The following is a 14,939-nucleotide window of genomic DNA, read 5'->3' on the forward strand; positions in this document are numbered from 1 at the left end:
TTCAATACTTTTTTTTATTTTGTTCAACTCATTGCCCAAAATACAATTAAACATGTTAAAGAAATTTTAGTAAATTTGACTTATTCAGTCAGTTATAAACAATAACATTATCTATCTTTTGGTCAAGTATTTTTTACTTTATAAATCAATAAAGTAAATAAAAATTAAGCAGCCAATTATATGAAAAATATAGAATTTATTTAATCTAGTCAAGTTGACCTAATCGCAATTTTCGCATTCAAATAAAATAGTATAAATAAAGAACCCTGCTTAAAGCAGGGTTCTTTTAAAGCGTTAGATAAAGAAAATTAGTTCTTTTCTTTGTCTACGATTTTGTTTGCTTGAATCCATGGCATCATTGCACGCAACTTATTACCAGTTACTTCAATACCATGTGCAGCATTTTGACGACGACGAGCAGTCATAGATGGGTAGTTTAACGCACCTTCTTGAATGAACATCTTAGCGTACTCACCAGATTGAATACGTTTCAATGCATTACGCATTGCTTCACGAGATTGTTCGTTGATTACTTCAACACCAGTTACATATTCGCCGTACTCAGCATTGTTAGATACTGAGTAGTTCATGTCAGCGATACCACCCTCGAACATTAAGTCAACGATCAATTTAAGTTCGTGTAAACATTCGAAGTAAGCCATTTCTGGTGCATAACCAGCTTCAACTAAAGTTTCGAAGCCCATTTTCACTAATTCAACCGCACCACCACAAAGAACTGCTTGCTCACCGAATAAGTCAGTTTCAGTTTCTTCACGGAATGAAGTTTCGATAATACCTGTACGGCCGCCGCCTACGCCAGAAGCATAAGAAAGAGCAACGTTACGTGCATTACCAGAAGCATCTTGGTGAATTGCGATTAGGTCAGGAACACCTGAACCACGTTGGAACTCTGAACGTACAGTGTGACCAGGTGCTTTTGGAGCAACCATGATTACGTCTAAATCTTTACGTGGAACAACTTGGTTGTAAAGAACAGAGAAACCATGAGCAAATGCAAGAGTCGCGCCTTCTTTGATGTTTGGCTCAATCACGTCACGGTAAAGTTGTGATTGGAATTCATCTGGAGTCAAAATCATTACGAGGTCAGCTTGCTTAACAGCAGCAGGAACTTCTGCAACTTTAAGACCTGCATTTTCAGCTTTCTTCCAAGAAGCTGAATCTGCACGTAAACCTACAGTTACGTCTACGCCTGAGTCTTTAAGGTTAAGTGCATGAGCATGACCTTGAGAACCGTAACCAATAATCGCTACTTTCTTGCCTTGGATGATTGATAAGTCACAGTCTTTATCGTAAAAAATTTGCATTTGTGTTCTCCGCTAAAATACTTTTTAAAAAATTAAATGGCTAATACTTTTTCGCCACGGGCGATACCAGATACACCTGAACGAACGACTTCTAGAATAGTGTTTTCTGCAAGCGCATCGATAAAACCATCTAATTTTTCAGTTGTCCCTGCTATTTGAATGGTATAGGTAGTTGGTGTCACGTCTACAATCTGCGCACGGAAAATATCCGCCGTTCGCTTAATTTCAGCACGTGAAGCACCTAACGCTTTTACTTTAATCAGCATCAGTTCACGCTCAATGTGTGAACCTTCTGATAAATCAACTACTTTTACAACTTCAACAAGTTTATTGAGCTGCTTTGTAATCTGTTCAATCTTATGGTCATCACCATAAGTTGTTAATGTTAAGCGTGACAAAGTTGGGTCTTCGGTTGGCGCAACATTCAGTGTTTCAATGTTATATCCACGTTGGCTAAATAAACCAACAAGGCGAGAAAGCGCACCAGCTTCGTTTTCAACGAGTACAGAAATAATATGTCTCATTATGTACGCTCCCCTTTACCTAACCACATATCCTTCATAGACTGACCTGCGATCAGCATTGGATAAACATGTTCCGTGCGATCAACCATGACATTAATGAATACACATTTATCATTAATCGCCATTGCTTCAGCAAGCTTCGACTCTAGTTCATTAGCATGATCAATCTGGATACCAACGTGACCATAAGCTTCCATTAACTTGCCAAAATCAGGCAATGATTCAACGTATGAGCTTGAGTGACGGCCCTCATAGTTCATATCTTGCCACTGCTTCACCATACCTAAAGCACGGTTATTCAAGCACAAGATCTTCACATTCATGCCATATTGCTTACACGTTGAAAGCTCTTGAATACACATTTGAATTGAAGCTTCACCAGTAATACAAACAACTTGTTGATCTGGGAAAGCGAGCTTCGCAGCCATTGCATAAGGTAAACCTACGCCCATGGTGCCCAATCCGCCTGAGTTAATCCATTGACGTGGACGTTTGTATTTGTAATACAACGCACCAAACATTTGGTGTTGGCCCACATCTGAAGTGATGATGGCGTCACCGTTAGTGACTTTATATAAAGCTTCAACAACTTGCTGTGGCTTCATTGTGCCATCGGTCGGGGTTTCAAACTTTAAACCATGAACTTTACGCCATTCATTAATTTGATCCCACCACGCAGCAATTGCTTCAGGGTTTGGCTTAGACACATTTAATTGTTTCAATTGCGTCAACATTTCCTGAAGTACAGGCTCAACTGCCCCTACAATTGGAATGTGCGCCATAATTGTTTTTGAAATGCTCGCCGGATCAATATCAATATGAATAACTTTAGCATTCACACAGAATTTTGCTGGGTTATTGGTTACTCGGTCATCAAAACGCGCACCAATTGCAAGAATGACGTCAGCATTATGCATCGCCATATTTGCTTCATAAGTACCGTGCATACCTAACATACCCACGAATTGTGGATCATCACCAGGGAAGCCACCAAGGCCCATAAGTGTGTTAGTTACTGGATAACCTAGTAAATGTGCGAGTTCAGTCAATAATGCTGATGCATTACCTTGAACAACACCACCACCCGTATAAATTACAGGGCGTTTTGCACTTAAAAGCTCATCAATTGCTTTACGAATTTGGCCAGAATGACCACGTGAAGGTGGCTGATAAGAACGCATCTTCACTTTTTCAGGATATTCGTATGCAAATTTTTCTGCAGGATTTGTTGCATCTTTAGGAATATCGACTACAACTGGACCAGGGCGACCACTTGCTGCGATATAAAATGCTTTTTTGATAATTGCAGGAATTTCGCTTGCATGACGAACTTGGAAGCTGTGTTTCACGATAGGACGTGAAATACCTACCATATCAGTTTCTTGGAAAGCGTCTTCACCAATAAGATGTGATGCAACCTGGCCAGACAAAATCACCATTGGGATTGAGTCCATATAAGCTGTTGCAATTGGAGTCACAGTATTAGTTGCGCCAGGTCCAGAAGTGACCAGTACTACGCCAGTCTTACCTGTAGCACGCGAGTAAGCATCTGCCATATGACCAGCAGCTTGTTCATGACGTACGAGGTAATGATTAATTTTGTCTTGTTGAAATAGCGCATCATAAATATGTAATACAGCGCCGCCTGGATAACCAAAAACATGTTCAACGCCTTCGTCCGCAAGAGCACGAACGAGCATTTCACCACCAGATAAAAGTTCCAACGTGATTCACCCTAAAAATCTTTATCACTATTTATGGAAGGCACAAATAGTGTTTCATTCATTGAATTGTCTGCACTGTTATAGCACACATATTGTCTAGTTTTCGTTGCAATAGAAAAATTTCTGTTTTTCAGCCGTATAAGCTTTTTTAACATTAATAAAGCATGTCTGGATATACATACTTTAAGTAAAATCAATCTCTCGGCTAGAGAGAATGTCTATTACAAAACATGACGGTTATTCGAAGGGTGATCAAATAATCGCATATAAAACTAAAGGAAGCATTTTTGTTGTTTAATTCACTAAAGTCAAGATTAAAGAAACACTTTTCTATGATTATTTTTTAACTGACTATTTTTTCATCTTATTTGATTTTTCCACTTTTCTTTTTTTATGACTACCCCGCTTTTTTCAGGTTTATTCTTGTTTAATTTTTAACGGAAAATAAATCCATCCCAAAACTGCATTTTTGTCGATTTTGCGCTATGCTGTGCAACAATCTTTAATATCAATTTTTGTTGTATAGCTTACGTCTATGACTATTTCTCACATTGACCCCGAATATCAAGCAAACACGATTGAACCATCAGTTCAACAAGATTGGGAAAATCGTAAAGTCTTTAAAGTTGCCGACACTGTCGAAGGTAAACATCGTTACATCCTGTCGATGTTTCCTTACCCAAGCGGCAAGCTGCATATGGGGCATGTGCGTAACTATACAATTGGCGATGTGATTAGCCGTTTTTACCGTTTAAAAGGTGAAACTGTATTACAACCTATGGGTTGGGATGCATTCGGTTTACCTGCGGAAAACGCAGCAATTGCCCATAAAGTTGCTCCGGCAAAATGGACATTTGAAAACATTGCGTACATGCGTGACCAATTAAAAAAATTAGGTCTATCTGTAGATTGGGATCGTGAATTTGCAACTTGTACACCAGAGTATTATCACTGGGAACAATGGTTATTTGTTCAGCTTTATAAAAAAGGCCTGATCTACCGTAAACTTTCAACAGTAAACTGGGATCCAGTTGACCAAACTGTTTTAGCAAACGAACAAGTTGAAAATGGTCGCGGATGGCGTTCTGGTGCATTGGTTGAAAAACGCGATATTCCAATGTACTACTTCCGTATTACTGACTATGCACAAGAATTATTAGACGACCTAGACACCCTACAAGACGGCTGGCCTCAACAAGTGTTGACCATGCAACGTAACTGGATTGGTCGCTCTACAGGCATGGAAATTACTTTCCCATCTGCCAATACCGAAATTTATGCTGATGGCTTAACTGTTTATACAACACGTGCTGACACGCTTATGGGCGTGACATATGTTGCCGTTGCAGCAGAACACCCTCTTGCGCTTAAAGCGGCTGAAAAGAACCCTGAATTGGCTGCATTCATTGAAGAGTGCCGCATGGGTTCAGTTGCAGAAGCGGACTTGGCAACAGCCGAGAAAAAAGGCATGGCGACAGGTTTGTTTGTAAAGCATCCTGTAACTGGTGAAGAGCTTCCTGTCTGGATCGCAAACTACGTATTAATGTCTTACGGTTCTGGCGCAGTGATGGCTGTACCAGCGCATGACGAACGTGACTTCGAATTTGCCAACAAGTTCAACTTGCCTATTAAGCAAGTAATTGATGCCAAAGGCGGTGACGATGCAGACTACTCTGCAATTGAGTGGCAAGAATGGTACGGTTCTAAAGAAGGTAAACTTGTTAACTCTGGTGAGTTTGATGGTTTAGAATTCCAAGCTGCATTTGATGCATTCCTTGCAAAATTAGAACCACAAGGTTTAGCAAATTCTAAAGTTCAATTCCGTTTACGTGACTGGGGTGTTTCTCGTCAACGTTACTGGGGTTGTCCAATTCCAATGATTAACTGTGATACTTGTGGTCAAGTCACAGTTCCAGAAGACCAGCTTCCAGTTGTATTACCAACTGACGTTGTTCCAGATGGTTCAGGTAACCCGCTTAATAAAATGCCTGAATTCTATGAAACGAAATGTCCTTGTTGTGGTGGCGATGCACGCCGTGAAACAGATACATTGGATACATTTGTAGAGTCATCTTGGTACTACGCACGCTATGCGTCTCCAGACTTCACTGGCGGAATGGTGAAACCTGAAGCTGCTCAAAACTGGCTTCCTGTAAACCAATATATTGGTGGTGTTGAACACGCGATTCTTCACTTACTTTATGCACGTTTCTTCCACAAATTAATGCGTGATGAAGGTGTAGTACAAGGTAATGAACCATTTACCAACTTGTTAACTCAAGGCATGGTGCTTGCGGATACATTCTATCGTGAAGCAGAAAATGGTAAGAAGACTTGGTTTAACCCTGCTGATATCGAATTAGAACGCGATGAAAAAGGTCGTATTCTTTCTGCAAAATATTCAGGTGACGGTCAAGAAGTTGTGATCGGCGGACAAGAAAAAATGTCTAAGTCGAAAAACAACGGTATCGACCCACAAGCGATTATTGATCAATACGGCGCAGATACAGCACGTGTATTTATGATGTTCGCTGCTCCACCAGATCAATCTTTAGAATGGTCTGATGCAGGTGTTGAAGGTGCAAACCGTTTCTTAAAACGTGTGTGGCGCCTTGTAGCGAGCTTCCTTGAAAAGGGCAACCAAGCTTCTACGATTGATGCAGCTAACTTGTCTAAAGACGCTCAAGATTTACGTCGCAAAACACACGAAACTATTCAAAAAGTAAGTGATGATATCGAACGTCGTCATGCATTCAATACTGCGATTGCTGCTTTGATGGAATTGTTAAATGCGAGCAACAAGTTTGAAGCAAAAGATGATAATGACGTTGCTGTAGAACGTGAAGCGATCACCACACTGTTAACTTTACTTGCTCCATTTGCACCACATTTAAGTCAAACATTATTGGCTCAGTTTGGTACAGATGTAACAGAAGCGACATTCCCTGAAGTCGATGCTTCTGCATTAACTCGTAATACACAAACGATTGTTGTACAGGTTAACGGTAAACTTCGCGGTAAACTTGAAGTTTCGGTTGATATTTCTAAAGAAGATCTATTAGCTCAAGCTAAAGCTCTTCCAGAAGTTCAACAATTCTTAACAGGACCAACAAAGAAAGAAATTGTGGTTCCAAATAAATTAGTTAACCTCGTGGTTTAATTAAAGTTATTAATGAGAGGATCAAGCATGCACTTTGCCAAACGTTTAGCCGCTGTTGTTTTGACCTTAGGCCTTAGTGCAGGCTTAGTCGGGTGTGGATTTCATTTAAAAGGAACCAACCCGACTGCAACTCCGCTTGTTTATAAAAAATTAAGCCTTGAGTTACCAGCTAAAACTGATGATTTAGAAACCCAGTTAAAAGTTTATTTAGCTGCAAATGGTGTTCAATTCAGCAATGATAATGATGCCTACGTACTCCGTGTTTTAGAGTACACACCACGTCGTCAGCTTTTAAATGGAAAACTAACGGAAGTATTATTACGCTTAACCGTAACCTTCCAGATTGAAGACCGTCAGGGTAATAAAATTACTGAACCACGTTCATTAACTGCATCTCGTAGTTACCAATATGATCTTGCAACGGTTAACACCGAAAATCAGCAAGAATCTTATTTGCAACGTATTGTGATCGATGACATTGCACAGCAAATTACTCGTCAGATTTCAGCAAACCGTTTACCAAAAGCTCAGCCTTAATCTTTATTTTTACCAGCAATGAAAATTGACTATTTACAAGCCTTAAAACGCATTCCGGAAGCACGGGGTGCGTGGATTTTACATGGCCAAGAACCTTTACTGGAACAAAATTTATTAGATGCTTTTCGTAAAAGTTGGCAACAACAAGAAGTTGAAAGACAGCGCTATGATATTAGTAGCGTGAGCGACTGGAAGAATGTTTTTAACGCTCTTAACAGCTTATCTTTATTTTCTCAGCAGCTTGCCATTGAAGTGCATGGCAATATAAAGCCTGACGCAAATGGACTAAAACAGCTTAAAAGCTATATTCAACATAATGAAACTAACCTGCTTTTAATTGTTTTACCTAAGCAAGATAGTAGTAGCTTAAAGTCTGCTTTTTTCCAAGTTGTGGAAGCAAATGGTGTTGTTGTTGCCCTAACGGCAAACTATCCGCAAGACCGCCAAAGAATTTTATCTGCCGAAGCAGAGAAACTTGAAATTCAACTCGATAATGATGCCTGGCAATGGCTCATGCAGCATCATGAACATAATTTGCTCGCAGCTAAGAATAGCTTGATGCGTGTAAGAGATACTTTTCCAGACCAACAACTGATTCAAATTGAACAGTTATATGCTTGTCTACAAGATCAATCTCGTTATACCACTTACGATTTAAGCGACGCGCTATTAGAAGGTAATCTCGCTCAATCCATTAAAATTTTTCAATATTTAATTGCTGCTGGCGAACCAGAAAGTCTAATTTTATGGACTTTAAGTAAAGAAATGCGTTTATTGATGCAATTATTTGAGCAGCCTCATAATGCATTACAACTTGGTATCTGGAAAACAAAGGTTGGTTTATATCAACAAGCTTTAAGAAGATTAAATCCTCAACAGTTTTTAGGCTGGTCTACCCTTCTATTGCAAGTTGATGCGGCAATTAAAGGAATGTCGAATGAAAATGCCCAACATTTGATGCAGCAGGCCATTGCTGAATTATGTGGTAAAACGCTATTTATACAATAATTCGGCGGAATCATTTTTCTTCATTCTTGAAATATAATAAAAATTCACGTTTTATCCTCATTTCGCTTTTATACTAAATTAAATTTTAAACTTTTCGACCTCTCACCATGCCAAAAATAAAGCCAATCAAACTTGTTATTATTATCCTCTGTATAGCAGTTATTGCTGTATTAGCTTGGAAATTTTTAAAGCCTAAAGAGCAGCAGCCTCAATATATTACAGCTGAGGTAACACGCGGAGATATTGAAAATAATGTCCTTGCAACAGGTACACTTGATGCAACCAAACTGATTAGTGTGGGTGCACAGGTATCTGGTCAGGTCAAAAAGATGTATGTACAGTTGGGCGATCAAGTGAAACAAGGTCAACTTATCGCACAAATTGACTCAACCACCCAAGAAAATAGTTTAAAAACTTCTGATGCAAACATTAAAAATTTAGAAGCACAGCGTCTTCAACAAGTTGCTTCCTTAAATGAAAAGCAACTTGAATACCGTCGTCAGCAACAAATGTATGCGCAAGACGCAACGCCACGTGCAGATTTAGAATCGGCTGAGGCAAGCTATAAAACAGCTCAGGCACAAATTAAAGCATTAGATGCACAGATTGAATCTGCAAAAGTCACAAAATCTACGGCACAAACCAACATTGGTTACACACGTATTGTTGCTCCAACTGATGGTACGGTTGTCGCGATTGTGACTGAAGAAGGTCAAACCGTAAACGCAAACCAAAGCGCGCCAACAATTGTCAAAATTGCAAAACTACAAAACATGACGATTAAGGCACAAGTCAGTGAAGCTGACATTATGAAAGTTGAAAAAGGACAACAGGTTTACTTTACAACTTTAGGTGATGAAACCAAGCGCTATGCAACTTTACGTCAAATTGAGCCTGCTCCTGACTCAATTTCTAGCGAATCAACAAGCTCTACAAACTCAACAACAAGCTCGGCTGTTTATTATAATGCCTTATTCGATGTGCCAAATACCGATGGTAAATTGCGTATTGATATGACCGCACAAGTTTATATCGTATTAAATTCAGCTAAAAATGCTCTACTCGTTCCTTCATCAGCACTGAGTTCTAAACAATTTTCAGGTCAAAGAAAATCAGGCCAATCATCTGATAAATCAAGTTCTTCACCTGAAGCAGCTAAAAAATCTCAAGGAAACGGAGCTCGTCTACAACGCCTAAACTTGACTGCTGAACAAAAACAACTCGTTGAACAAGGTAAATTAACGTTAAGTGTTGTACGTGTATTACAAGCTGATGGCACAACTAAACCAACTCAAATTTTGGTTGGCATTAACAACCGTGTAAATGCGCAAGTTCTTGCGGGCTTAAAACAAGGTGACCAAGTTGTCATTGCCGATAGTGCCGATACTTCTGCTGCATCAGCAAATAGTAGTAATAACCGTCGCCGTAGTGGCCCAATGGGAATGTAAGCATGACAAAACAAGCTTTGCTTGAAGTCAGCAATCTAGTCCGGGAATTCCCTGCTGGCGAAAGCACGATACAAATTTTAAAAGGCATTGACCTAACCATTTATGAAGGTGAACTGGTTGCCATTGTCGGTCAATCTGGTTCTGGTAAATCGACCCTCATGAATATTCTGGGTTGTTTGGACCGACCTACGAGTGGTAGTTACAAAGTTAATGGACAAGAAACAGGTAAACTTGAGCCAGATCAGCTGGCTCGACTACGCCGTGAATATTTTGGTTTTATTTTCCAGCGCTACCACTTACTGGGCGACTTATCTGCCGAAGGTAACGTAGAAGTTCCAGCTGTTTATGCAGGTGTTACCCCTTCTGAACGTAAACAACGCGCAACGGCTTTACTAACCGAATTAGGTTTAGGTACAAAAACACTTAATAGACCAAGCCAACTTTCTGGTGGTCAGCAGCAACGTGTTTCGATTGCCCGTGCGCTGATGAATGGCGGTGACGTTATTCTGGCAGATGAACCGACGGGGGCACTCGACTCTCATAGTGGTGTTGAGGTGATGCGTATTTTGCGTGAACTCAATGCTGCAGGTCACACTATTATTTTAGTCACCCATGATATGCAAGTTGCAAAAAATGCGACTCGTATTATCGAGATTAGTGATGGAGAAATTATTAGTGACCGTCCTAATGTCCCAGATCAAGCAGCCGAACCAATCAAGACTGATCCTGATGCCGCTCCTGCTTTACAAGGTAAACAGAAGAAAGGCAAAAGTATTTCTGCATGGCGTTCTACTTTAGACCGTTTATCAGAAGCCTTCCAAATGGCTTTACTGTCTATGAATGCCCACCGCATGCGTACTTTTTTAACCATGCTTGGGATCATTATTGGTATTGCATCGGTTGTTACGGTTGTCGCATTAGGTAAAGGCTCTCAACAGCAAATTTTAAGTAATATTAGTAGTCTGGGAACAAATACAATTACCGTGTTTCAGGGCCGTGGTTTTGGTGACAACTCTAAAACTGCAAGTTTTAAAACCTTGGTCCCTGCCGATGCCGATGCGTTAATGACTCAACCGTATGTCAGTGCAGTAAGCCCAATCGTCAGCACATCCAAAACCATGCGTTATCAACAAAATGAAGCTAACGCGACCATTAATGGTGTGAGTAACGATTATTTCGATGTGAAAGGTTTGGTCTTTAAAGATGGACAAACTTTTGATCAACGTAGTGTTCGTGATCGCTCACAGGATGTAGTCATTGATACCAATACTCAAAAACAGTTCTTTAGTGACGGTACCAACCCTATCGGTCAAGTAGTGTTACTCGGTAGTGTACCAGCTCGTATTATTGGCATTGTAGAACCGCAAACGAGTGGCATGGGCTCAGATGACACTTTAAATGTCTATATGCCTTATACAACCGTGATGAGCCGTATGCTGGGGCAAACCCATGTACGTAATATCGTGGTTCGTATTAATGACAAATATTCAACTGCTGCAGCTGAAAATGCGATTGTGAATTTATTAACCCAGCGCCATGGTGCACAAGATATTTTCACTATGAACAGTGACAGTATCCGTCAAACCATTGAGAAAACAACTAGCACAATGACCCTTCTGGTTTCAGCAATTGCCGTAATTTCATTGGTCGTTGGTGGTATCGGGGTAATGAATATTATGTTGGTTTCGGTGACTGAACGTACTCAAGAAATTGGTGTACGTATGGCCGTAGGTGCGCGTCAAAGTGATATTTTGCAGCAATTCCTGATTGAAGCAATTTTGGTGTGTTTAATTGGTGGTGTGCTTGGCGTCTTACTATCGCTTGGCCTTGGGCAACTTATTAATAAATTTGCTGGTGGTAACTTTAGTGTGGCTTATTCAAGCACCTCAATTATTGCAGCCTTTGTCTGTTCAACACTGATTGGGGTCGTTTTTGGTTTCTTACCAGCCAAGAATGCTGCGAAACTTGACCCTGTTGCCGCACTATCTCGAGAATAAGGAAAATTGCATGTCTTTCTCTATGACTAAACTCAGCACAGCACTTCTTCTCACAGGTTCTCTTGTTGGATGTGCAGCTGTAGTAAAAACACCTTATGAAACACCTGCAGTACAAGTTCCGGGTAGTTTTCAGTATGACACAGCAAAAACAAAAACCATGTCTGCCGATCAATATTCTGACCGTTGGTGGACGCTTTTCAATGATGCGCAGCTCAACCAACTTGTAAGTAATGTATTAGAACGTAATAGTGATTTAGCAGTTGCAGGTATTGCTCTAAAGCAAGCCCGTCTACAAGCTGACTTAACCGCTAACAAACAAGGCTTACGAACCAGTTCAAGTGTTTCTACAGGGCATTCTTTCGATTTAAATTCGGGAGATGATAGTGCTAAAGGTCTATCAATGAGCGCTGGCGTAAGCTATGAGCTTGATTTGTTTGGCAAGCTTGCTCGCCAAACCGAAGCAAGTAAATGGGAAGCTTTAGCGACTGAACAAGACTTACAAGCCACGGGGCAAAGTTTAATTGCAACCACTGCCAAACTCTATTGGCAACTCGGTTATTTAAATGAGCGCTACACAACTGCCCAGCAAAGTCTAGCAACCTCTCAAAAGCTTTATGACTTGGTACAGATTCAATATAAAGCTGGTGCCGTTTCAGGTGTAGATCTGACTCAAGCAGAACAATCAGTACAAAGCCAGAAAGCGAGTTTAAGCCAGATTGAACAACAACTGGTTGAAACTCGCACAGCCATTGCGGTGTTATTACATGAACCATTGCAGCAATTAAATATTCAAGAGCCAAAGCGTTTACCACGCACTGCTCTACCTGCAATTGGTGCTGGCTTACCTGCCGACATTTTATCGCGCCGACCTGATTTGCAAGCAAGTGAGCTCCGCTTAAGAAAAGCATTAGCAACTAAAGATGCAACCAAAGCAAGCTACTACCCATCAATTAGCTTAACCAGTAGTTTAGGCTCAAGTAGCACATCGTTAACAGAGTTGTTACGCAACCCTGCTCTCACGCTTGGTGCAAGTTTAAGCTTACCGTTTTTACAATATAACGATATGAAAAAAGATATCGCGATTAGCAATCTGGATTATGAAAAAGCGATTATTCAATATCGTCAAACGCTTTATCAGGCTTTTGCTGACGTAGAAAATGCTTTATCGAGTCGTACCGAACTCGATAAACAAGTAGCGTTACAAGAGCGTAATGTTGAACTTGCAGAAAAAACTGAACGTCTAACCGAAGTTCGTTACCGTTATGGTGCTATTGCATTAAAAACACTTCTCGATGCTCAGCAAACCACACGTACTGCACGTCTAAGTCTCGTTGAAACCAAGCAAAGCCAATACAACGCGTATGTCACTCTCATGCAAGCTTTAGGTGGTTCACCTGTAAAAGAACTGCCGCAATAACTTGCGCCCATAAAAAAAGCCGTAGTCCTTCAACTACGGCTTTTTTTATGCCTGAATAAATTTCGAAACTTATTCATCATCCATCATAGATTGGCTCATACCTACAGTATTGAAACCAGCATCTACATATAGAATTTCACCAGTAATACCTGAAGCCCAAGGTGAGCATAGGAATAATGCGGCGTTACCAACTTCTTCAATCGTTACGTTACGTTTTAATGGCGCAACTTTTTCATTGGCATCTAACATTTTACGGAAAGATTTAATACCAGAAGCAGCTAAAGTACGGATTGGGCCCGCAGAAATCGCGTTTACACGGATACCATCAACACCAAGGCTTGATGCTAAATAGCGAACACCAGCTTCTAAAGAAGCTTTTGCCATACCCATAACGTTATAGTTAGGCATAACGCGCTCAGAACCTTGGTAAGTCAAAGTCAATAAACAACCTTGGCGAGCTTGTAATAAAGGTTTTGCAGCACGAGCCATTGCAATAAAGCTGTATGCACTGATGTCATGAGCAACTTTAAAACCGTCACGGTCAGTCACGTCAGTGAAGTCACCATCAAGCGTGTGTGCAGGTGCAAAGCCAATTGAGTGCACAACACCGTCTACGCCGTCCCAATGTTTTGCAAGTTCTGCAAATGCATTATCAATTTCAGCATCAACAGCAACATCACATGGAAACACAAGCTTAGAACCGAATTGCTCAGCAAATTCATCCACACGTTTTTTTAATTTTTCGTTTGGATAAGTAAACGCAAGCTCTGCACCTTCACGGTGTAATGCTTGTGCAATACCAAAAGCAATTGATAATTTACTAGCAACGCCTGCAATCAAAAAGCGCTTACCTGCTAAAAGTCCTTGTGTCATGCCGATCTCACTCAAAACAATTTCAAGCATAATGCCAATATTCGGCGGTTTTCGAAATTGCATAATGCATCTTTTTTCAAAAATCGCACGAAAAAAAATCGCTCCTGATGAGGAGCGACTTCTAGATGAATTCAATCTTAGTCGTCAGACAGTAAGCCCAGTAAACGTAAGAAAGAAATATACATCCATACTAAAGTTGCAAGTAATGCGATACCACACAACCATTCCATGAATTTTGGTGCACGATATGCTGCATTAGTTTCGATTAAATCAAAATCTAAAATCAGATTAAGCGAAGCAATGACCGCGACGAATGCAGCAAAACCAATGCCTAACCAGTTACTTTCAAAAATATAAGGAACACTTGAACCAAATGCTAAACGCATGATCATCTGCACAATAAATACAATAAAGATCGCCAAAGATGCAGAGATCACAACTGACTTAAACTTTTCAGTTGCGCGGATAATTTGGAATTTATATAAACCAAACATCACCAAAGTCGTAACGAAAGTTGCTAATAAAGCCTGAAGTGGAACACCTGGGTATTTCAACTGGAAAGTAAACGAAATACCACCTAAAAAAGCCCCTTCAAATAAGGCATACGGAATTGCCAATGTTGGCGCGGTCGTTGGTTTAAACGTTGTAATTAAAGCTAAAACCAAGCCACCAATTGCACCCACAATTGAAGCCGCGTAAGCAATACCAATATTTGCAGTAAAGGCTGCATAGAAAAATAAAGCGACACCCACAGCAGCTGCAATGACTGTCATCATAACAGATTTTTGAATCGCACCTTGCACAGTCATCGGTTGACTATAGTCACTGACCGTTTCAACACGAGTCAGTATCGGGTTATTACTTTGCATAAATGCTCTCTTTTTATAATAAAAATTTAAAACATCATTTTAAGCAAAATGAATATG

The 14,939-nt window shown here is 40.3% G+C and carries 11 protein-coding genes; 6 read left to right on the top strand and 5 right to left on the bottom strand.

Going from position 1 to position 14,939, the window contains the following annotated elements; genetic code table 11:
* Window positions 1–308: 308 nt before the first annotated feature.
* Genes ilvC through WBW42_RS00450 form a run of 3 tightly spaced genes read right to left on the bottom strand, consistent with a single transcriptional unit; the run spans window position 309 to window position 3,573 of the window.
* Window positions 309–1,325 carry a ketol-acid reductoisomerase gene (gene ilvC, locus WBW42_RS00440; protein ID WP_002115094.1) on the bottom strand — a complete coding sequence of 339 codons (1,017 nt, stop codon included), beginning with the start codon at window positions 1,323–1,325 and terminating at the stop codon, window positions 309–311.
* 32 nt (window positions 1,326–1,357) lie between these two features.
* Window positions 1,358–1,849 carry an acetolactate synthase small subunit gene (gene ilvN, locus WBW42_RS00445; protein WP_002114824.1) on the bottom strand — a complete coding sequence of 164 codons (492 nt, stop codon included), beginning with the start codon at window positions 1,847–1,849 and terminating at the stop codon, window positions 1,358–1,360.
* Window positions 1,849–3,573, bottom strand: a complete 1,725-nt coding sequence (locus WBW42_RS00450; protein WP_017482044.1) for an acetolactate synthase 3 large subunit — start codon at window positions 3,571–3,573, stop codon at window positions 1,849–1,851. Before WBW42_RS00450 ends, ilvN begins: the two co-directional genes overlap by 1 nt.
* Before the next feature lie 535 nt (window positions 3,574–4,108).
* Here WBW42_RS00450 and leuS point away from each other — a divergent pair.
* The 6 genes from leuS to WBW42_RS00480 all read left to right on the top strand — a co-directional run bounded on the left by leuS (window position 4,109) and on the right by WBW42_RS00480 (window position 13,140).
* The gene (gene leuS / locus WBW42_RS00455) at window positions 4,109–6,733 is read left to right on the top strand and encodes a leucine--tRNA ligase (RefSeq protein WP_017482043.1); all 2,625 of its coding nucleotides are present in this window, start codon (window positions 4,109–4,111) and stop codon (window positions 6,731–6,733) included.
* Window positions 6,734–6,760: 27 nt separating this feature from the next.
* A complete protein-coding gene (locus WBW42_RS00460) occupies window positions 6,761–7,270 on the top strand; it encodes an LPS-assembly lipoprotein LptE (RefSeq protein WP_002115142.1) in 510 nt (169 codons plus the stop codon).
* A gap of 18 nt (window positions 7,271–7,288) precedes the next feature.
* A complete protein-coding gene (gene holA, locus WBW42_RS00465) occupies window positions 7,289–8,278 on the top strand; it encodes a DNA polymerase III subunit delta (protein WP_017398822.1) in 990 nt (329 codons plus the stop codon).
* A gap of 107 nt (window positions 8,279–8,385) precedes the next feature.
* Window positions 8,386–9,726, top strand: a complete 1,341-nt coding sequence (locus WBW42_RS00470; RefSeq protein ID WP_002115147.1) for a MacA family efflux pump subunit — start codon at window positions 8,386–8,388, stop codon at window positions 9,724–9,726.
* A gap of 2 nt (window positions 9,727–9,728) precedes the next feature.
* Entirely contained in the window at window positions 9,729–11,723 is a 1,995-nt protein-coding gene (locus tag WBW42_RS00475; protein ID WP_017385757.1) for a MacB family efflux pump subunit, read from the top strand.
* A gap of 22 nt (window positions 11,724–11,745) precedes the next feature.
* A complete protein-coding gene (locus WBW42_RS00480; RefSeq protein WP_080777104.1) occupies window positions 11,746–13,140 on the top strand; it encodes an efflux transporter outer membrane subunit in 1,395 nt (464 codons plus the stop codon).
* A gap of 69 nt (window positions 13,141–13,209) precedes the next feature.
* Here the strand turns inward: WBW42_RS00480 and WBW42_RS00485 are convergent, their stop codons facing one another.
* Together WBW42_RS00485 and WBW42_RS00490 are read right to left on the bottom strand one after the other, a co-directional pair.
* The gene (locus WBW42_RS00485) at window positions 13,210–14,013 is read right to left on the bottom strand and encodes an enoyl-ACP reductase FabI (protein WP_023274323.1); all 804 of its coding nucleotides are present in this window, start codon (window positions 14,011–14,013) and stop codon (window positions 13,210–13,212) included.
* A gap of 137 nt (window positions 14,014–14,150) precedes the next feature.
* Window positions 14,151–14,882, bottom strand: coding sequence for a Bax inhibitor-1/YccA family protein (locus WBW42_RS00490; protein ID WP_032056220.1), 732 nt, complete (start codon window positions 14,880–14,882; stop codon window positions 14,151–14,153).
* Window positions 14,883–14,939 lie beyond the last annotated feature (57 nt).

The sequence above is a fragment of the Acinetobacter sp. LT1 genome, from assembly GCF_059800965.1.

Bases quoted from the DNA above. Each gene is read 5' to 3' on its own strand.
- WBW42_RS00470 (WP_002115147.1), top strand. From the start codon at position 8,386: ATGCCAAAAATAAAGCCAATCAAACTTGTTATTATTATCCTCTGTATA.
- ilvC (WP_002115094.1), bottom strand. From the start codon at position 1,325: ATGCAAATTTTTTACGATAAAGACTGTGACTTATCAATCATCCAAGGC.
- holA (WP_017398822.1), top strand. From the start codon at position 7,289: ATGAAAATTGACTATTTACAAGCCTTAAAACGCATTCCGGAAGCACGG.
- WBW42_RS00475 (WP_017385757.1), top strand. From the start codon at position 9,729: ATGACAAAACAAGCTTTGCTTGAAGTCAGCAATCTAGTCCGGGAATTC.
- WBW42_RS00485 (WP_023274323.1), bottom strand. From the start codon at position 14,013: ATGACACAAGGACTTTTAGCAGGTAAGCGCTTTTTGATTGCAGGCGTT.
- WBW42_RS00480 (WP_080777104.1), top strand. From the start codon at position 11,746: ATGACTAAACTCAGCACAGCACTTCTTCTCACAGGTTCTCTTGTTGGA.
- WBW42_RS00490 (WP_032056220.1), bottom strand. From the start codon at position 14,882: ATGCAAAGTAATAACCCGATACTGACTCGTGTTGAAACGGTCAGTGAC.
- leuS (WP_017482043.1), top strand. From the start codon at position 4,109: ATGACTATTTCTCACATTGACCCCGAATATCAAGCAAACACGATTGAA.
- ilvN (WP_002114824.1), bottom strand. From the start codon at position 1,849: ATGAGACATATTATTTCTGTACTCGTTGAAAACGAAGCTGGTGCGCTT.
- WBW42_RS00460 (WP_002115142.1), top strand. From the start codon at position 6,761: ATGCACTTTGCCAAACGTTTAGCCGCTGTTGTTTTGACCTTAGGCCTT.